Origin of the sequence: Methylobacterium sp. NEAU K (assembly GCF_030700285.1) — a bacterium.
In the GTDB taxonomy this organism is placed as follows: domain Bacteria; phylum Pseudomonadota; class Alphaproteobacteria; order Rhizobiales; family Beijerinckiaceae; genus Methylobacterium.
The window spans coordinates 34,670-52,973 of sequence record NZ_JAUYZJ010000002.1 but is presented as its reverse complement, the minus strand read 5'-3'; the positions used below and the strand labels follow the sequence as shown (position 1 = coordinate 52,973).

The following is an 18,304-nucleotide window of genomic DNA, read 5'->3' as shown; positions in this document are numbered from 1 at the left end:
TCCGCTGAGAAGCGACCCGAGGGCCGGTTCAGAGCGGCGCGTCGACGGAACGAAGATGGGATACGAACATGCGGCTCGTTGTGGTCGGCGCCGACGGGCGCATGGGGCGGATGCTTGTGCGCGCGGTCGCGCAGGCCGAGGGGTGCACGCTCGCGGCGGCGATCGAGCGCGCGGGCTCGCCCGCCCTCGGGCAGGATGCGGGCATGCTCGCCGGTCTTCCGCCCCTCGGCGTGCGGGTGAGCGATGATCCTCTGACCGCCTTCGCGGCCGCCGACGGCGTGCTCGACTTCACCGCCCCCGCCGCCACGGTCCAGTTCGCCGAGCTGGCCGCCCAGGCCCGCATCGTCCACGTGGTCGGCACGACCGGCCTGTCGGACGACGACCTCGCGAAGCTCAAGGCCGCAGGCTATCATGCGCGCATCGTGCGCTCGGGCAACATGTCGCTCGGCATCAACCTGATGGCGGAGCTGGTGCGCCGGGTCGCCAAGGCGCTGGGCGACGAATTCGACATCGAGATCAGCGAGATGCACCACCGGATGAAGGTGGACGCGCCATCGGGCACTGCCCTGCTCCTGGGCGAGGCCGCCGCGGAGGGGCGCGGCGTGGACCTGAGGGACGTGCGGGTCTCGACCCGGGACGGGCATACGGGCGCGCGCAGGCCCGGCGATATCGGCTTCGCCACGCTCCGGGGCGGCTCCGTCGTCGGCGACCACAGCGTGATCTTCGCCGGGGCGGGCGAGAGCCTGACCATCAGCCACCACGCAGCCGACCGCGGGCTGTTCGCCGCGGGGGCCGTCAAGGCCGCGCTCTGGGCGCACCCGAAGCCGCCGGGGCTCTACTCCATGGCGGACGTTCTCGGCCTGTGAGAGAGGGAATGCCGATGGAGCGCCTGCTCGTCCTCGCTCGCCACGGCCAGAGCGAGTGGAACCTCAAGAACCTGTTCACCGGCTGGCGCGACCCCGGCCTCACCGACCGCGGCGTCGAGGAGGCCAGGATGGCGGGCCGAGGGCTCAAGCGCGCGGGCTACGGCTTCGACGTGGCGTTCACCTCCGAACTCGTCCGGGCGCAGCGCACCTGCACGCTGATCCTCGAGGAGATGGGCCTCTCGGGCATCGAAATCGTGCGGGCGCAAGCCCTGAACGAGCGCGATTACGGCGACCTCTCAGGCCTCAACAAGGACGAGGCCCGCGCTAAATGGGGCGCCGAGCAGGTCCGCATCTGGCGCCGCTCCTACGACGTGCCGCCCCCTGGCGGCGAGAGCCTCAAGGACACCGCCGCCCGCGTCCTGCCCTACTACATCGAGACGATCCTGCCGCAGGTGATGACCGGGAAGCGCGTGCTGGTCGCGGCCCATGGCAATTCGCTCCGCGCCCTGGTGATGGTGCTCGACCACCTCGACAAGGCCACGATCGCCAGCCTTGAGATCGCGACGGGCGTACCGCTGGTCTACCACCTCAACGCCGACACCCGTGTCGCGTCGAAGGCGGTACTCGCGCATGACGACGATGCGGGCCGCTGATTGGCCACCGAGCTCGCGCCGGGGCTGATCCACCACCCGGGCTTCCTCGATCCAGCAGCCCGGGCCCGCCTCGCTGCGGAGATCGCTTCCGTCCTGGCCGCGGCGCCGCCCGTCACCCCGTGCATGCCGCGCACGGGTAAACCGTTCTCCGTGCGCATGTCGAATGCCGGGCCGCTCGGCTGGGTCTCCGACGTGCGCGGCTATCGCTACCAGCCGGCACATCCCGAGACCGACCGGCCCTGGCCGGCGATCCCACCCACGGCCATGGCCGCCTGGGAGGCCCTCGCGGACTTTCCGGCCCTGCCGGAAGCCTGCCTGATCAACCTCTACGCGCCGGGCACGCGCATGGGCCTGCACCAGGACCGGGACGAGGCGGACTTCTCCGCCCCGGTACTCTCCCTGTCGCTCGGCGCAGCGGCGCTGTTCCGCTACGGCGGCCTGACGCGCTCGGACCCGACGCGCTCGGTGCGGCTGCTTTCCGGCGACGCCCTGGTGATCGGGGGCGCCTCGCGTCTGATCCATCACGGCATCGACCGGCTCTACCGGACCGATGACCTGCTCGCCGAGAACCCGCTGCCGGGAATTCTGCCAGCCGGCGGCCGCTGCAACCTGACGCTGCGGCGAGTCACGGCCGTCGCGGCGAGACACGCCGGGCGTGATCTCCCGATCTCCTGATTGCGCAGGCGCTTGACAGCGGCTGCCCGCCGTCCGACGCATCTTAGAACGCGAGCCCGATTGGGCACCGCGAGGAGAACCGGTTTCCGATGGTGGTGCGTACCCTGACGCTGCGTCTCGGGCGGGTTCTGTCCCTGGCCATCTTGTTAGCCGGGCTCGGGTCTGCCGCAGAGGCCGCAGACCCGATCTATCCGCCGGGCTCCCGCTTTGGCTTCGACCCGCCGTCCGACATGGCGCTGTCCCGACGGTTCTCCGGGTTCGAGCGCAAGGAGGGCGGCGCCACCGTATCGGTGGTCGAACTGCCGCCGAACGCCTTCGCGGAACTCGTCAGCGGCTTCACGGACGCCAATCTCCTCAGCCAGGGTTTCGCGGTCGAGAAGCGCGAGGAGGTCAAGATCGGCGACAACGAGGGCATGCTCTACACCGGAGAGCAGCCAGCCGACCCCAACACCTCCGCGCCCGCGATCCGGAAGTGGATCCTCGTCGTCGGCACGCCCACGGTGACTGGCCTGATCATCGCCCAGGCGCTCCCGGACGCGGAGACCGAGGATACGATGCGCAAGCTGGTGACCGGCGTCACCCTTCGGCCGCCCCTGAGCCTGACCGAGCAGGTCGACGCGCTGCCCTTCCGCATCACCGACATGGCGGGCTTCCGGGCGGTACGCGTCCTCGCGGGCAATTCCGTCCTGCTAACCCAGGGCCCTAAGGACCAGATGCAGAATCTGGAACAGCCGATCCTCGTGCTCGCCCAGGCGGTTCAGCAGCCGCCGGCTGCCGAGCAGCGCGACGGCTTCGCCCGCTCGGCGCTCGCCTCGAACCAGACCATGAAGGATTTCGTCATCGAGCGCGCGCAGAGCTATCGCTCGAACGGTGTCGACTGGCACGAGATCGTGGCCCGTGCCGTCGACATGCCGACCAACGTTCCCGTGGTGGTCTCGCAGACCATTCGGTTCAATCCGGACGGGTATCTGCGGGCGCTGGGCGTGGTGCGCGAAGATCAGCGTGCGGGCGTGCTGGCCAAGTTCCGCCAGGTGGTGGACAGTGTGCAGGTGAAGTAGGGAACAGGCCTCGGACCCCGTCGCCGGATCGCCCGTATGCCTCATGAACGGGCCGGCGCCGCAGTCCTGGTCGCTGCCGCCGATCATCGCGATCGGATAACCCTGCGCCTTCAGGCACTCCAGGGGTCGCGGCTGGCATCGCGGCTTGGGCCCGCACGTCGTGGCTCTCGCTGCCCTCCACGCTGAAGATCTCAATCCCCGCGCCGTCTCTCGCGTGAGATCTGCAGGTGACGGCGTGAAACGGGCGCTTGCCGTGGCCAGTGGCGGGATCTCACGCACCGCCCCGCCGTCCCACAGAATACAGGCGGCGTCGGAGTCGAGGCCGTCGCTGCGCATCCCGGTCTAGGCGTCCGCGGTGGCTGGCGCTGCATCGACCGCGTTCCCGCCCGCCTGGTCCATTCGTATCCCAGCGCGGGCGACCGGCGTGTGCAGGTTCGCAAAGTGACGACGCCCGAACGTGCACATGCGCAGTGATCGGCCCTTCAGGGCGCGATCGCGACGATTCATCCCGCGTCTCATCCCGCGTCCCCGTCGCCTGAAGTCGCTGACGGTAGCTCCCTCCTGCTGTCCGTACGGGATCAGGTCGAGCCACCAGAGGCCCGTCAGTTCGGCATAAAAAAACGCGGACCCGAGGGGTCCGCGCTCGGTGTGCTCAGACCTGAGCCCTCAGGCTCAGTAGGGGCGGCCGTAGAGGGGCGAGGTCGGGTCCATCCGGTCGACGAAGGACAAGTCGACATTGCGCACGGCCGACGAGCGCGCGCCGATGAACGGGCCGTTGGTGATCGGATCCGGCAGCAGCCCGCTGTCGAAGCGGTCGTTGCGGCCATAGACCGGCGTGAGTTGGTTCGAGGCGGCGATCAAGTAGGGGTTCAGGGCCGGATTGCGCGAGCCGCCGGCGCCGGGAACATTCGACGTCAGAGGCACGTTGCCGGCGTCGAGCCAGCTGCGCGGACGGACGCGGATCGGGAGTGGCCGGCTCACACGGTAGACCTGGCCGGGGCCGAAGCCGTCCTGAGCCTGGGCCGGCGCGGACGCCAAGGCGCCGAAGCCGGCAGCGGCGATGACGCCGAGAAGGGCGATCTTAAGCGAGCGCATGGCCAACCTTGTCTGAGAGTGCCACCAATATGGCGACCGAAGCTTAACAGTTCGCCGCCTTTGACGAGAAGACGCTTGAGTGGGGCTGTTGTTCCGCGAAAATGGCTCAGCTTCGACAATTTGCCCTATTCTAGCCTCATTTTTTCTTGTGCGCGCGCCTCCGGCCGATCGAGCCGGTGGGATCGGAGGCATCAGCCACCGTCGCCATGGTGCAGCCGCGCTCCGTCCGGGGTGCCGCGAAGGCCGCCGACGTATCGGGGTCCGCCGGATCGTCGAGGCTCAGGGCGTCGACCATGCAGGCGAGCGTCCGCGCCTCGGGGGGATGACCGAGTGGCGCGCACAGCCAGCCGTCGATCCGGAAGACTCGGTCGCGGGTGACGAAGCCCGTGCAGGTCCGGCGCGCCGGACCGCCGAGCGTCACGTCCAGCGTTTCCACCGCACCGAACTTTGTCGCGATACGACCGCCCGCGCCGGTCCGCTCGACGGCGAGAGCCGGTCCGTCGGCGGCGGGTCCGCCAGCGGCGCGCCGGGCGAGGAGGATGAACAATCCGGGCGCAACCCGGGCCCCGTCGCCGCGGATCAGCGTTACCCGCAGAGCGGGAGCGTCGAAAGCCTCGAATGTGCCGCGCGCCAGCATGTCCTCCCGCAGGCCGGTCGCGGGATCGATCCGGGCGGCAACGACCCGCACTGGGTCGACACCCGGCTCCGCGAGCCCGAAACGGGCGGGTGGGGCTGGGGAGGGGACCTTCGGCGCCAAAGCCGAGGGCAGGAACGGCCCTTCAGGCTTTCCGGGCGCCGACGGCGCGGAGGGCGCGTGCTGCGCATAGACGCAGAGCCCGGCGATCATCGCCGAGGCGACGACGATCTGCAGGCCGAGGCCGACGAGCGAGAGCCGACGACGAATCGTGGGCGCCTCGGTGTCGTTCGCTTCGTCTGCGCGAGGATCTTTGGTCTGCATGGCGTTCCGAACGGACGGCCGGTCGCTTCGGCCGCCGCCGATGATCGCGGCAACGGATTGATCACCGCCTCTCCACCGGAGCGCCAAGGCCCGCTTTCCCGCGACAGGGTGAATCCCTCGTTGCGCCGGGGGGCCGGCCTTGACAGCCGCGTCCCTTGGGCGCCTTGCTCGCGCCGGCCGCCAGCCCGACCTCGGGGAGGCGGGGTCTGCGGCCGCGCCCGTTCGGCGGGCGAGCGTCCGGCACGAACGATCCTTCGGCCGATTTTGCTGGCATGAGCGCGGCACCCGGATCGATCGGGGTTTTCCGCGCGGAGACGAGAGATGGGTTACAAGGTCGCCATCGTCGGCGCCACGGGCAACGTGGGCCGCGAGATGCTCGATATCCTGGCCGAGCGGGCTTTCCCCGCCGACGAGGTCGTGGCGCTGGCCTCCCGCCGCAGCCAGGGCCAGGAGGTCTCCTTCGGCGACAAGACGCTCAAGGTCAAAGCCCTCGACACCTACGACTTCTCCGACACGGACATCTGCCTGATGTCGGCCGGCGGCGAGACCTCCAAGGAGTGGTCGCCCCGCATCGGCCAGCAGGGCTGTGTGGTGATCGATAACTCCTCGGCGTTCCGCTACGACGCGGACGTGCCTCTGATCGTGCCTGAGGTGAACGCCGACGCGGTGGTCGGCTTCAGCAAGCGCAACATCATCGCCAACCCGAACTGCTCGACCGCCCAGCTGGTCGTCGCCCTGAAGCCCCTGCACGAGGCGGCCACGATCAAGCGCGTCGTGGTCTCGACCTACCAGTCGGTCTCCGGCGCCGGCAAGGAGGCGATGGACGAGCTGTTCAACCAGACCCGCGCCGTCTTCACCGCCGGCGAGATCAAGGAAGGCGGCAAGTTCACAAAGCGCATCGCCTTCAACGTCATCCCCCACATCGACGTGTTCATGGAGGATGGCTACACGAAGGAAGAGTGGAAGATGGTCGCCGAGACCAAGAAGATGCTCGACCCGAAGATCAAACTGACGGCCACAGCCGTCCGCGTCCCGGTCTTCATCGGGCACGCGGAAGCGGTGAACGTCGAGTTCGAGCGCCCGCTCTCCGCCGCCAAGGCCACCGAGATCCTTCGCGCGGCGCCGGGCATCATGGTGATCGATAAGCGCGAGAACGGCGGCTACATGACGCCTCACGAGGCAGCCGGCGAGGACGCGACCTACATCTCGCGTATCCGCGAGGATGCGACGATCGAGAACGGGCTGAACTTCTGGTGCGTCTCGGACAACCTTCGCAAGGGTGCTGCCCTGAACACGGTGCAGATCGCCGAGCTGCTGGTGAACCGCAAGCTGCTCAACAAGGCCAAGCGCGCCGCCTGAGCGGCGACCTTCCGGCAGCGTCGGCCCGTGCGGATCCGGTCTGCACGGGCCGACGCGGCTTGAGACGCAGGCCCCGGCCTCAACCATCATCCGGCTGAGCCGGGGTGATGCGCAACCGTTCCTGCAATCCGCGACGCGCTTCCTTCTCCTTCATGACGGCAGAGCTGCGCGTCATGCGGGAATCGGCGTGCTCGCTTCCACAACGCAAGATTGTGCTCCTCCGGGGCCGAGGAGAGGCGCGCGCGGCGTTTACCGTGCCGCGATTGATCGCACACGCATCGTAGGCTCTCGAAGGCTGCGGCCATGCGACGTGCTCGGGCAGGGCCGGCGTCGTCGAAGCGTCATGCGATTGCAACGATCCAGGCCCAGGCCGGTCCCACAAGGGTTCGGAGATTCGCATGCGTCGCGTTGTCGTTTCCTGTTTGGTCGGATTGAGCCTTGCGGGGGCGGCACAGGCCCAACCGGAACCCCACAACGTCGTCCTGTTTGTGGCCGACGGCCTGAGGGCCGGCATGGTGACAGCGCAGAACGCGCCGACGATGGACCGGCTGATGAAGGCCGGCGTGCGCTTCACCAACACGCATTCGATGTTCCCGACCTTCACGATGCCGAACGCCACAGCCATGGCGACAGGCCATATGCTCGGGGATACCGGCCAGTTCGGGAACACGATCTACACCGCCTTCCCGATACCCGGCGCGGGCGATAGCCTGACCCCGTTCCTGGAGAGCGATCCCGTCCTCGGCGATATCGATGAGCACTTCGCCGGCAACTACCTCAACGAGGAGACGATCCTTGAGGCCGCCCGGGCCAAGGGGTTGTCCACCGCCAGCATCGGGAAGCTCGGGCCGTCCCTGGTCTTCGACCACACCGAGCGGTCGGGCCAGTACAACGTCCACATCGACGACAGCACCGGCCGGACCGGCGGCATCCCGCTGGGGAACGCTCTGCGCGCCCGCCTCGCCGAGACCGGCCTGCCCGCGCAGGCGCCGACCCGCGGGGCGAACGGACATGCCGGGAACGCCGATACACCCGGGACGCTCGCGGCCAATGTCGAGCAGCAGGCCTATTTCGCGGCGGTCGCGACCCGGGCGGTCCTGCCGGTGTTCAAGGCGCGGCAGAAGCCCTTCGTCCTGGTGTTCTGGTCGCGCGACCCGGACGGATCGCAGCACAATCAGGGTGACAGTCTGGGGCGGCTGGTCCCCGGCATCAACGGGCCGACCAGCCTCGCGGCGATCCGCAACGCCGATGACAACCTCGCGGCCCTCTTGGCCGCCCTGCGCGAGCAGGGGCTTTCAGAGAATACCGACGTCATCCTCACCTCGGATCACGGCTTCTCCACCATCTCGAAGGAGAGCGGATCGAGCTATGCCGCCTCCCAGGCCTACAAGGGCGTCCCGCGCCATCAGCTGCCGCCCGGCTTCCTCGCCATCGATCTGGCGCACGACCTGGGCATGACCCTGTTCGATCCCGACGCGATGGGCGCGACGGTGGCGCCAGGCACGTACCCGAGCCGGGCCAACGGCCTGATCGGTCCGGATCCGACCAAGCCGGAGGTGGTGGTCGCGGCCAATGGCGGCTCGGACCTCGTCTACGTGCCGAACCACGACAGGGCGCTCGCCGGCCGGATCGTCGAGGCGTTGTCGCGCCAGGACTACGTCAGCGGCCTTTTCGTCAGCGACGCGCTGGGCGCGATCCCGGGGACGCTGCCCCTATCCGCGATCGCCCTCGACGGCTCGGCGCTCACGCCGATGCCGGCCATCGTGGTGAATTTCCGGAGCTTCTCGACCGGCTGCGCCGATCCGACCACCTGTGGGGTGGAGGTGTCGGACACCGGTTTGCAGCAGGGCCAGGGCATGCACGGCAGCTTCTCGCGCTCCGATACCCGGAACGTCATGGGCGCCATGGGCCCGAGTTTCCGTGCGGGCGTCGAGAGCGCGATCCCCGCGAGCAATGCCGATCTCGGCAAGACAATCGCCCGGCTGCTCGACCTCGAGATCCCCGGGAAGGGTCATTTGGTCGGGCGCGTCCTGACGGAAGCGATGCAGAACGGCGTCGAGCCGCCAGCCGAGAGGCATGTCCGTCGCTCGGAGCCGGACGCCGCCGGGCACGTCACCGTGCTCGAATACCAGACGGTCGGCACGACCTGGTATTTCGACGCCGCCGGGTATCCCGGCCGCACCCTCGGCCTCTCGGTGGCGGAGCAGATGACCGCGGCCGGAGGACACTAAGCCCCGGCCCGGAGCCCGAGGAAAATGGAGGCACTGGGCCGCGCGGGCCGAACGCCGCGGTGCCAGTTGTACGGGCGGAGAGGCGCCGCCTACGCCATCCCGAGGGCCTGCATGTAGAGCTCGAGGATCGCCTCCTGCTCCTGGCGCTCGCTGTGATCCTGCTTGCGGATCCGGAGGATGGTGCGCACCGCCTTGGCGTCGAAGCCGCGGCCCTTCAGCTCGGCGAATACCTCCTTCATGTCGCCCATGATGCCGGCCTTCTCCTCCTCCAGGCGCTCGAGGCGCTCGATGAACTGCTTCAGCTCGTCGGCGGCCACGCCCTCGGCCGACGAGACGTCGCCGCCGGGCCGCTGGGCTGCTGCAGTGGGCATCGAATGGGCGTTCATGGGGCTCTCCGGGATGCGCGGCGCGGTTGCGCCCTGGACCCGTGGTTAACGGCGCGAACTTACCGGAAGCTTAGCCGATTCCCAGGCCGCCGGGCGCAGTCCTTCAATGTCCCTTGGCCTGGCTTGCGGCGAAGCCGGCCTGCTGCGCTGGGCTGGCTTCCGTCTGGTGCTGCGCCTTCCACGCGTCGTAGGGCATCCCGTAGACGGCCTCACGGCTCTCGTCCTTGGTGATTGGAACGCCCTTCTCGTCGGCGGCGTCCTTGAGCCAGTTCGACAGGCAGTTCCGGCAGAAGCCCGCGAGGTTCATCAGGTCGATGTTCTGCACGTCGGTGCGGCCGCGCAGATGCGCGACGAGCCGGCGGAACACGGCCGCCTCGAGCTCGGTCTGGGTCTTCGGATCGATATCGCTCATCGGTCGAACACTTTCCGGTTGAGGGTTGCTGCTCGGATGTCGGGGCCAGCGGCAGCGCGATCAAGCGGCGATCAGCGGGCGCAGGAGGCGGGCGAAGCGCTCGGCCCATTCCGCCTGACCGGCCACGCCCGCTATGAGATCCTGGCGGATCTCCACGAGGGCGTTGGGCAGGCCGCGGGCCGTGGCGTGGCGGTCGATCGTGTCGCCCGGCAGGCCGCCGCCGTAGGGCTCGTTGTCGCCGACCGTGAGACCGGCAGGGTCAGCCCGGAGCGCGTCGATCAGCGGACGGGCGAGACGCTCGTCGCGGTCGTACAGGATCCCGACCTGCCAGGGCCGCGCGATGCCGCGCCAGTAGGGCGTGAAGCTGTGCATGGTCAGGATCGCCGGCGGCCGGCCCGCAGCCTCTGCGGCCGCGACAGCGGCCTCGATCGCCGCATCGAAGGGCGCGTAGAAGCGCGCGATCCGGGCCTGCTTCCCGGCCTCGTCGATGCGGGCATTGCCCGGCACCACGGCGCCGTCTGAGAGACGCATCACCAGTGTCGGGTCGGACCGCCCGCGGTTCGGATCGATGATCAGGCGGGAGAAATTCGTCAGGATCGCCGGGACGTTGAGCCGGGCCGCGAGGCCGCGCGTCACGGCTGCAGCGCCGATATCGTAGGCGATGTGGCGGGCGAACTCGGATTCCGGCACGCCCAACTCGATATCGGGGGGCACGTAGTTCGAGGCGTGGTCGCAGGCGATGACGAGGCCGCAGGCGGGGTCGCCGGGAATGATCTCGCAGGGATGAGAGGCCGGGGCGGCCGCTTCTGTCTCCGGACGGGTCACGGGTCTCCGAGGGCTGGATCTGTGCAGGGGCGCCGATCACGCTTGCCGTAGCGCGGCGGCTCGGGCAGATCACCTGTTCAAGGCAAGCTGCCTATCAAAGAACGTGCGCTCACGGCAAGAAACGGGCCCGCCGCCCACCAACGAATGGGCGGGGATCGCACGCGCAACCCGAGTGAGGAGCCCGTCCGACGCCATGCCCGACACCGTCGTCCCGCCCATCGCCGACCCGGCTATCCTGCAGCAGCGCCAGCTCCTCGAGACCATCCTGAATGCGGGGATCCGCGCCGCACATCCCGACCTGTGCCTTCCGGCGCATCTGCCGGCACCGAGCCCGGGCCGGCTGATCATCCTGGCGGCCGGCAAGGCGGCGGGCAGCATGAGCGCCGTGGCGAGCCGGTACTACCGGCAGCAGCACGGGCTGCAAGACGACCGGATCGTCGGCCTCGCGGTGGCGCGCCACGGCTACGGCCAGGACGCGCCCGGCATTCACATGGTCGAGGCCGGTCACCCGGTCCCCGACGAGGCCGGCATTGCCGCCACCCGGGAGGCGCTGCGGCTCGCCACCGAGTCCGGCCCGGAGGACGAGGTCCTGGTGCTGCTCTCGGGCGGCGGCTCGGCCAACTGGATCGCGCCGGCCGGGGATCTGACGCTCGGCGAGAAGCAGGCGATCACCCGGGCGATGCTGCGCTCGGGAGCGCCGATCGGGGAGATCAACACCGTCCGCAAGCACATCTCGCGGATCAAGGGCGGCCGCCTCGCGCTGGCGGCCCGCAACGCCCGGCGCATCCTGACGCTCGCGATCTCGGACGTGCCCTTCGACGATCCGGCGGTGATCGCCTCCGGGCCGACCGTGCCCGACCCGTCGACCCTGGCCGACGCCCGCGCCATCTGCGAGCGGCGCGGCATCCCGCTGCCGGAGGCGGCGATCCGGCTGCTGAACGATCCGAACAACGAGACGCCCAAGGCCGGCGATCCCGCCTTCGCGCGGGCCGAGTATCGCATCATCGCCCGTCCGATCGACGCCCTCGAGGCGGCGGCCGAGGCCGCGCGGGCGGCGGGTTACGAACCGGTGATGCTGGGCGCCGACCTCGAAGGCGAGGCGCGGGAGGTTGCGGCAGAGCACGCCGTCGAGGCCAAGCGCTACAAGGCGGCCGGACGGCGCGTCGCGCTGATCTCGGGGGGCGAACTGACCGTCACCATCCGGGGCGAGGGTCATGGCGGGCCGAACCAGGAATACGCCCTGGCGCTGGCGGTCGCGCTGGCGGGCGAGCCGGACATCTCCGGCATCAGCGCCGATACAGACGGCACCGACGGCGGCAGGGGATTGGCCACCGACCCGGCCGGCGGCCTCGTCGACCCGACGACGCTGGATCGCGCCCGAGCCGCCGGCCTCGACCCGGCCGCGATGCTGGAGCAGAACGATTCCACCGCGTTCTTCGCGGCCCTCGGCGACCTCGTGAACCCCGGCCCGACCCGTACCAATGTCAACGACTGTCGAATCATCCTCGTCGGGTAGGTTCCGGGGCCCGGCCATGCAGGCCGCCTCAGCGATCTTGGGGCTCGGTATCGCGCTTCTCTGCGTCGGCCCCGCGAGGGCCGACCTGCGCCTCTGCAACCAGACCGCCAGCAAGGTCGGCATCTCGCTGGGCTATCGCGACCCTCAGGGCTGGGTCACGGAAGGCTGGTGGGACCTCGCGCCCAAGGCCTGTGAGACCTTGCTCAAGGGCGCGCTGGCGGCGCGGTTCTACTATGTGTTCGCGGTGGACTACACGCGCGGCGGCGAGTGGAGCGGGCGCTCGCTGATGTGCACCCGCGACTCGGAGTTCACGATCCGCGGGATCGAGGATTGCCTCGCCCGAGGCTACGACCGGAACGGCTTCTTCGAGGTCGATACCGGCGAGCAGAAGAGCTGGACCATCCAGCTCACCGATCCCAATCGGGCGGACGCACCGGCCAAGCCGTGACGACGTCGACGCGCCCTTGACGCTGCCCCGCACGGGATGCTCACACCCGCGCACGACGAACCGATCCGACGACGCCAAGGGGGCTAGCCTCGGGGGGCTCGCGGCGGAAAATCCGGAGGATCACGCTTGAAACGCTCGCGCCGCACGAAGATCGTCGCCACCCTCGGGCCGGCCTCCGACTCGCCGGAGATGATCGAACGCCTGTTCCGCGCCGGCGTCGATGTGTTCCGGCTCAACATGAGCCATCTGCCCCGCGAGAAGCTGCCCGAAAAGGTCGAGGCGATCCGGGCGATCGAGCGCGAGGCGAAGCATCCGATCGGCATCCTGGTCGATCTGCAGGGGCCGAAGCTTCGCCTCGGCACCTTCGCCGAGGGGGCCGTGATGATCGAAGCCGGCGCGACCTTCGTGCTCGACGGTGACCCGACTCCCGGCGACGCCAGCCGCTGCCACCTCCCGCATCCGGAGATTCTGGAGGCGCTGGAGCCGGGCCACGCGATCCTGCTCGACGACGGCAAGCTGCGGCTCACCGTGCTGGAGACCTCGCCGAACCGGGCCGTGACCCGCGTCGAGGTCGGCGGGAAATTCTCGAACCGCAAGGGCGTGTCTCTGCCCCACACGGTGATCCCAGTCCCGGCGATGACCGAAAAGGACCGCGCGGATCTCGATGCCGGCCTGAACGCCGGGGCCGACTGGATCGCCGTGTCCTTCGTCCAGCGGCCCGAGGATGTGGCCGAGGTCAAGAAGGTCTGCGCCGGCCGCGCCCTGGTGATGGCCAAGATCGAGAAGCCGCAGGCGCTGACCCGCCTCGACGAGATCATCGAGATCTCGGACGGCCTGATGGTCGCGCGCGGAGATCTCGGGGTTGAGATGCCGCTGGAGCAGGTGCCGGGCGTGCAGAAGCGGATCACCCGGAGCGCCCGCCGCTTCGGAAAGCCCGTGGTGGTGGCGACCCAGATGCTCGAATCGATGATCACGGCGCCGGTCCCGACCCGCGCCGAGGTCTCGGACGTGGCCACCGCCGTCTACGAGGGCGCGGATGCGGTGATGCTGTCGGCGGAGAGCGCCTCGGGCGCCCACCCGATCGGGGCGGTGGAGACGATGAACCGGATCGCCGAGCAGGTGGAGCGCGACGCGGTCTACTGGTCGATCATCCGGGCGCAGAGCGCGACTCCCGACCAGACCGCCGCCGATGCCATCGCGGCCGCCGCGCACCAGATGGTCGACGCGTTGAACCTCGACGCGATCATGGCCTGGACCAATTCCGGTTCGACGGCCCTGCGCCTTTCGCGCGAGCGCCCGAACGCCACAGTGATCGCCCTCACGCCGCGGCGCGAGACCGCGCGCCGTCTCGCCCTGGCCTGGGGTACCCATCCGATCGTCACCAAGGACGCCAGCGACGTGGACGACATGTCGTTCCGGGCGGCGAAGTTCGCGGTGCGGGAGAATTTCGCCGCGGTGGGCGACCGGGTGATCGTCGTCGCCGGCCTGCCCTTCGGCACCCCCGGAGCCACGAATCTCGTGCGGCTCGCGTTCATAACCCGGGAGCACGCCGAGAAGGCTTGAACCCTATCGCGCGACGGCCGGCGCCAGCGCCGGCCTGGCCGCACTGAGCGCGTCCCACAGGCGGACGACCTCTTCGGTCAAGCGCTCGGACGCGACGTACTGGAGCATGTGCCCGGTACCCGGCAGCAGGACCAGGCGCGCGCCCGGGATCGCCTTGGCCAGCGGCACGGCCTGCGTGTCGCTGCGGACGATCGGATCCGCCTCGCCGGAGATCACGACGGTCGGGACGTGGAGCTGGCCGTAGCGCGGGCTCTGCGCCGCCAGCGCTGCGGGCAGGCCGATCAGGTCCTGAACGTTGGCCAGCAGGGTCCCGGGCCTCAGCACCAGGGCTGCGCGCGCCGCCTCCGGGTAACCGGGTGTCTCCGGCTGCGGCAGGAAAACGCGCCGCGCCGCCTCGGACAGATAAGATCTTGCCAGCGGCGGCCCGATCGTTCGGCTGAGAATCCAGGCCACGGGCGGTCTCAGCGCGAGCCGCCAGTACCAGGGGAGCGCCAGCATCCGCGGCGGCATCGGCATGGCGACGGGTGCGGCAAGGACGAGGCCGGCGACCTGCGCAGGATGGTCAAGGGCGAGCGCCAGCGCCAGGGCACCGGCCCAGGAATGACCGAACACGAGCACCGGGCCGAGCCTAAGGCGCTCCAGTGCCTCGGAGATCGCCCGGGCCTGGACGGCGGGCGCAGCGGCTGCCCCGCCGGCGATCCGGTCGCTCCAGCCGAAGCCCGGGCGATCGAACGCGATCACGCGAAATCCCTTCTCGGCGAGCCGGCGGCCGACGCCCTCCATCGGGTCCGATGCATTGGCAGAAGCACCGTGCAGCAGGATGATCGGCGGACCGTCCGCCGGGCCGGCCTGGATCGTCGCCAGCCGCCCGCCGGTAACATCGACGAAGGGACCGGCCGGCGGGTATTCCGCGCCGACCCTCAGGGCGATGACGAGGCTCGCCGCCGCGCCGGCCACCAGGACGAGCCCCGCGGCCGCGAAGGGCAGCGCAAGAATCGTTATCATGACGGCGACCACCCGGCTCACAGGTCGCGGCCGTCGACCTCCGGAGCGAGGCGGTCGATCGCCTCGCCGATCTTGTCCATCTGCGGATAGAGCGCGCGGGCACGGCGGTAGGCCGCGAGCGCCCGGGCCTTGTCTTCGAGGGATTCGTAGATCTGGCCCATCGCGGCCCAGGCCTCGAAATGGCGCGGCTCCAGCACCAGTGCCCGCTGCAGATCGGCGATGGCGTCGTCCTTGTCGGACAGGAGCCAGAAGACCGTGGCGCGCCGGTTCCAACCCTCGGGCCAGTTCGGCTCCAGGGCCGTGACCCGGTCCATCAACTCGGCCGCCAGCGGGAAGTCGTGGGAGGCCATCGCCTGCCGGGCGCGGTCGGTGAGCAGATCCGCGGTCGGGCTGCCGGAACTGTCGAGGCGGCGCTCGATGAGCCGGGCAACACCCTTCGCCTCAGCCGGATCCTCGCTGGCGCGGAGACGGGCGAACAGGTCGTCGAGGGTCACGGGCTTCGGCGCGGGCTTCGCCTCGGGAGCGGCACGGCCGGGCCGGGCCCCGTCCGGGGCCGCGAAAGCCGCCGGGGCAGCGAGCACCGACAGGCAGACCAGGGCGACGAGGAGACGGGTCGGCTTCATCCCGCCAGAGTGTCTGCGGGTACCGGGCCCGTCAACAGGCCGTGGTGCCGCGCACGCGAAAGCAGCCGCCACCCGGTCGGGCGCGGCTGCCGCCTTGATAGGTCGCCCGGTCGAAACCGGGCAGGACGCCTCAGCCCTGGCGGGCCTTGAAGCGCTTCTGGGTCTTGTTGATCACGTAGACCCGGCCCTTGCGGCGCACGAGCTGGTTGTCGCGGTGCCGGCCGCGCAGGGACTTGAGGGAGTTACGAATCTTCATCGGTCTCTCGAGCCCGGTCGGGCCGTCCATTCGCTGGGTATCGGGAACGTGGTCACGAAGCAGGACGCGGGGTCGCGTCCGGCGATCACGGCACACGCATCGCGGGATGGCGTCGCCATATCAGGATTCGCCACCGCAAGGCAAGGCGTTGCCGCAAGTGCGCCTCAATGCACGCTGTCGACGGACGCCACGGGGCCGACCCCGACAAGCTGCCGCCCGATTTCGTGCAGTAGCGTGTCAAGCAGGGGCTTCAGCCGTTGGAAATCCTTCCGCGACAGTCCTTCGGCGGCGGAGAACAGCGCCAGGGCCAGCTCGGCCACCCGGTCAATCCCGCCCGCCGGCGCGTCGGTGGCGCAGAAGGCGGATTCGTCGAGGTAGCCGTCGCGGCTGCTCTCGGTCACGTCGATGACGATCCCGCGTGCCTCGCTCACAATGCCGTCCGCGTCGGTGATGAAGCGGCCGCGCGCCAGGACCCAGCGCACATCGTCGGGCTCGAGCACCGTGCGGTACTGCGCGACATACAGGCCGCCCTGGCGCTGGAGATCATCCACGAGCGATCCGATGCGCGGCCGGTCCTGCGGGTGGATCCGCTCGAAGAACAGGGCGAACGTGGCGCCGCGACCGGTGGCCGCCCGGGGAACGCCGAGCATGGTCGCCGCCACCGGGTCACACCGCAGGACGTCGTCCGCGATCCGCCACTCCCAGGTCCCGACATTCGAGGCCGCCAGTGCCCGCGCCACGATCTCGGTGCCTCGCCGCTTCGGCCGCGCGTCGACGCCCACAGTCCCTATCCCCGGTGATCGATGAATGTTCGGGTCCGCATATGCGGTATCTGGTCGACACCGTAGCCCGGCCCTGCCACCGGCACAACGCGAGGGGCCGAGCCCCTGGGCCTCATCCCGAACATCGACGTCAGACCCTCAAGCGCGGGCATACGTGCCGGTCAGGCTGCCCTTGCCGGTCACGTTCCTGCGCATCCCGTCGAGCAGCGCGCCCCGGCCGGAACCTTCGGGAAGGTGGAGGGCGCGCCCGAGCGCGTAGATCTGGAAGAGGTAATCGTGGCGGCCATGTCCGGTGGGCGGATCGGGGGGCAGCCATTCGGCCCGCAGGAAGCTGTTCTTGCCGAGGTCCAGCCCGTCGCCTCGCCGGCCGGGACTCGGAAGGGCCCCTTCGCCGACGCTGCCTGCGTCGGGCGGAAGATTCCACGCGATCAGGTGCACGAGCGGTTGCGGTGTCGGGCTGCCCGCATCCTCGACCAGCAGGACAAGTGCGGCGGTGCCGGGCGGCGGCGCGCTCCAAGCCAGCGGCGGCGCGGTCCCGGGGCCGTCCGCCGTGAAGCGGGCGGGAATCTCCGCTCCGTCCGCGAAGGCGGGGCTCGTCAGCGTCAAAGTCTCCGGCACATCGCGGAAGGTCGCGTGATAGGCGGTCTTCTCGATCCCGGCCTTGAGGAACGACAGGGCCTCGCCGACCACATGGGGCATCTTCTCGAGCATCGTCGGTTCCTCCGCGGCGATTCCCAACCCCGGAGCGCGCATCCGGTTCAGGGCCGACGCTCGGCCGCGACCATGTAGTTCACCGCCTTGTCCCGGCTGGTGCGCCAACCATCGGTGAGGGGATTATAGGCCACGCCGGTCGTGTCGCTGAGGTCGAGACCGCCCGACCGGATGGCACGACCGAGCTCATCCGGCGTCACGAACTTCTCCCAATCATGCGTGCCCCGCGGCAGCCAGCCGAGCACGTATTCCGCCCCGACGATCGCCAGCGCGAAGGACCGCAATGTGCGGTTGAGGGTCGCCGCGAACAGCATCCCGCCGGGCCTAACCGCCGCGCAGGCCGTGCGCACGAAAGCCGGCATGTCCGAGACATGCTCGACGACCTCCATGATCAGCACGGCGTCGAAGGCCTCTCCGGACGCGACCACGGCCTCGATCGTCTCGCCACGGTAGTCCACCGGGACGCCCGAGGCCGCGGCATGGGCGCGGGCCACCGCGATGTTCTGCTCCGCCGGATCGAGGCCGGTCACCCGAGCTCCGAGCCGTGCCAGCGGCTCCGCCAGGACGCCGCCGCCGCAGCCGACATCGCAGATCGTAAGTCCGTCAAGGGGGAACGGCGTCTGAGGATCCCGCCCGAAGCGGTGGCAGAGGGCGTCGCGGATATAGGCCAGCCGCACCGGGTTGAACCGGTGCAGCACCCGCATCGGCCCGGCCTCGTCCCACCAGGTGGCGGCCAGCGCGCCGAACCGCGCGACCTCGCCGCGATCGATGAAGCCGTCCGTCACGGGGTCCGTGGGTGCCCTGTCCATGCGCATTCCGTCCAGATGCCGATCATTTCCGCGCGAGGCCCGCTCCCGCCGCCACCGCATGACGAACGAATTC

20 protein-coding genes are annotated in these 18,304 nt (G+C 69.9%); 9 read left to right on the top strand and 11 right to left on the bottom strand.

Features of this window, described 5'->3' with window-relative positions; genetic code table 11:
- Nucleotides 1-68 precede the first annotated feature (68 nt).
- The 4 genes from dapB (at nucleotide 69) to Q8W67_RS01875 (ending at nucleotide 3,252) form a co-directional block, all read left to right on the top strand.
- A complete protein-coding gene (dapB, locus tag Q8W67_RS01890) occupies nucleotides 69-866 on the top strand; it encodes a 4-hydroxy-tetrahydrodipicolinate reductase (RefSeq protein WP_305539872.1) in 798 nt (265 codons plus the stop codon).
- 14 nt (nucleotides 867-880) lie between these two features.
- Nucleotides 881-1,519 (top strand): 2,3-bisphosphoglycerate-dependent phosphoglycerate mutase, encoded by a 639-nt coding sequence (locus tag Q8W67_RS01885; RefSeq protein ID WP_305539869.1) that lies wholly within the window; start codon nucleotides 881-883, stop codon nucleotides 1,517-1,519.
- Nucleotides 1,520-2,194, top strand: a complete 675-nt coding sequence (locus tag Q8W67_RS01880; protein WP_305539868.1) for an alpha-ketoglutarate-dependent dioxygenase AlkB — start codon at nucleotides 1,520-1,522, stop codon at nucleotides 2,192-2,194.
- Nucleotides 2,195-2,283: 89 nt separating this feature from the next.
- On the top strand, nucleotides 2,284-3,252 hold the full coding sequence (locus Q8W67_RS01875; protein ID WP_305539866.1) for a hypothetical protein: 969 nt from the start codon (nucleotides 2,284-2,286) through the stop codon (nucleotides 3,250-3,252).
- A 672-nt stretch (nucleotides 3,253-3,924) separates the two neighbouring features.
- On the opposite strand, the gene Q8W67_RS01870 is transcribed toward Q8W67_RS01875, so the two are convergent.
- Together Q8W67_RS01870 and Q8W67_RS01865 are read right to left on the bottom strand one after the other, a co-directional pair.
- Nucleotides 3,925-4,347, bottom strand: a complete 423-nt coding sequence (locus tag Q8W67_RS01870; protein ID WP_305539864.1) for a hypothetical protein — start codon at nucleotides 4,345-4,347, stop codon at nucleotides 3,925-3,927.
- A gap of 136 nt (nucleotides 4,348-4,483) precedes the next feature.
- The gene (locus Q8W67_RS01865; protein WP_305539861.1) at nucleotides 4,484-5,305 is read right to left on the bottom strand and encodes a hypothetical protein; all 822 of its coding nucleotides are present in this window, start codon (nucleotides 5,303-5,305) and stop codon (nucleotides 4,484-4,486) included.
- A 321-nt stretch (nucleotides 5,306-5,626) separates the two neighbouring features.
- Between Q8W67_RS01865 and Q8W67_RS01860 the strand changes: the two genes are divergently transcribed.
- Nucleotides 5,627-6,664 carry an aspartate-semialdehyde dehydrogenase gene (locus Q8W67_RS01860; RefSeq protein ID WP_305539859.1) on the top strand — a complete coding sequence of 346 codons (1,038 nt, stop codon included), beginning with the start codon at nucleotides 5,627-5,629 and terminating at the stop codon, nucleotides 6,662-6,664.
- Nucleotides 6,665-7,062: 398 nt separating this feature from the next.
- Nucleotides 7,063-8,895, top strand: a complete 1,833-nt coding sequence (locus Q8W67_RS01855; RefSeq protein ID WP_305539856.1) for an alkaline phosphatase family protein — start codon at nucleotides 7,063-7,065, stop codon at nucleotides 8,893-8,895.
- 89 nt (nucleotides 8,896-8,984) lie between these two features.
- On the opposite strand, the gene Q8W67_RS01850 is transcribed toward Q8W67_RS01855, so the two are convergent.
- From Q8W67_RS01850 to Q8W67_RS01840, 3 genes are all read right to left on the bottom strand, one after another.
- Entirely contained in the window at nucleotides 8,985-9,266 is a 282-nt protein-coding gene (locus tag Q8W67_RS01850) for a DUF2312 domain-containing protein (RefSeq protein WP_305540577.1), read from the bottom strand.
- A gap of 118 nt (nucleotides 9,267-9,384) precedes the next feature.
- Nucleotides 9,385-9,693, bottom strand: a complete 309-nt coding sequence (locus Q8W67_RS01845) for a DUF1244 domain-containing protein (RefSeq protein ID WP_305539853.1) — start codon at nucleotides 9,691-9,693, stop codon at nucleotides 9,385-9,387.
- 60 nt (nucleotides 9,694-9,753) lie between these two features.
- Nucleotides 9,754-10,518: an N-formylglutamate amidohydrolase gene (locus tag Q8W67_RS01840; protein WP_305539851.1), complete on the bottom strand. Its 765-nt coding sequence runs from the start codon at nucleotides 10,516-10,518 to the stop codon at nucleotides 9,754-9,756.
- Nucleotides 10,519-10,711: 193 nt separating this feature from the next.
- Between Q8W67_RS01840 and Q8W67_RS01835 the strand changes: the two genes are divergently transcribed.
- The 3 genes from Q8W67_RS01835 (at nucleotide 10,712) to pyk (ending at nucleotide 14,045) form a co-directional block, all read left to right on the top strand.
- Entirely contained in the window at nucleotides 10,712-12,034 is a 1,323-nt protein-coding gene (locus tag Q8W67_RS01835; RefSeq protein WP_305539849.1) for a glycerate kinase, read from the top strand.
- A gap of 16 nt (nucleotides 12,035-12,050) precedes the next feature.
- Complete coding sequence (locus tag Q8W67_RS01830; RefSeq protein WP_305539846.1) at nucleotides 12,051-12,482, top strand: DUF1036 domain-containing protein; 432 nt, start codon at nucleotides 12,051-12,053, stop codon at nucleotides 12,480-12,482.
- 126 nt (nucleotides 12,483-12,608) lie between these two features.
- Nucleotides 12,609-14,045 (top strand): pyruvate kinase, encoded by a 1,437-nt coding sequence (pyk, locus tag Q8W67_RS01825; RefSeq protein WP_305539844.1) that lies wholly within the window; start codon nucleotides 12,609-12,611, stop codon nucleotides 14,043-14,045.
- A gap of 3 nt (nucleotides 14,046-14,048) precedes the next feature.
- Here the strand turns inward: pyk and Q8W67_RS01820 are convergent, their stop codons facing one another.
- The 6 genes from Q8W67_RS01820 to ubiG all read right to left on the bottom strand — a co-directional run bounded on the left by Q8W67_RS01820 (nucleotide 14,049) and on the right by ubiG (nucleotide 18,231).
- Complete coding sequence (locus tag Q8W67_RS01820; RefSeq protein WP_370693795.1) at nucleotides 14,049-15,050, bottom strand: alpha/beta fold hydrolase; 1,002 nt, start codon at nucleotides 15,048-15,050, stop codon at nucleotides 14,049-14,051.
- A 17-nt stretch (nucleotides 15,051-15,067) separates the two neighbouring features.
- Complete coding sequence (locus Q8W67_RS01815) at nucleotides 15,068-15,673, bottom strand: M48 family metallopeptidase (protein ID WP_305539840.1); 606 nt, start codon at nucleotides 15,671-15,673, stop codon at nucleotides 15,068-15,070.
- Between the two features lie 130 nt (nucleotides 15,674-15,803).
- The gene (gene ykgO / locus Q8W67_RS01810; RefSeq protein ID WP_003601867.1) at nucleotides 15,804-15,929 is read right to left on the bottom strand and encodes a type B 50S ribosomal protein L36; all 126 of its coding nucleotides are present in this window, start codon (nucleotides 15,927-15,929) and stop codon (nucleotides 15,804-15,806) included.
- A 164-nt stretch (nucleotides 15,930-16,093) separates the two neighbouring features.
- Nucleotides 16,094-16,711 (bottom strand): PAS domain-containing protein, encoded by a 618-nt coding sequence (locus tag Q8W67_RS01805; protein ID WP_305539812.1) that lies wholly within the window; start codon nucleotides 16,709-16,711, stop codon nucleotides 16,094-16,096.
- 138 nt (nucleotides 16,712-16,849) lie between these two features.
- On the bottom strand, nucleotides 16,850-17,422 hold the full coding sequence (locus Q8W67_RS01800) for a YbhB/YbcL family Raf kinase inhibitor-like protein (RefSeq protein ID WP_305539809.1): 573 nt from the start codon (nucleotides 17,420-17,422) through the stop codon (nucleotides 16,850-16,852).
- 47 nt (nucleotides 17,423-17,469) lie between these two features.
- On the bottom strand, nucleotides 17,470-18,231 hold the full coding sequence (ubiG, locus tag Q8W67_RS01795; RefSeq protein ID WP_305539806.1) for a bifunctional 2-polyprenyl-6-hydroxyphenol methylase/3-demethylubiquinol 3-O-methyltransferase UbiG: 762 nt from the start codon (nucleotides 18,229-18,231) through the stop codon (nucleotides 17,470-17,472).
- Between the last annotated feature and the right edge of the window lie 73 nt (nucleotides 18,232-18,304).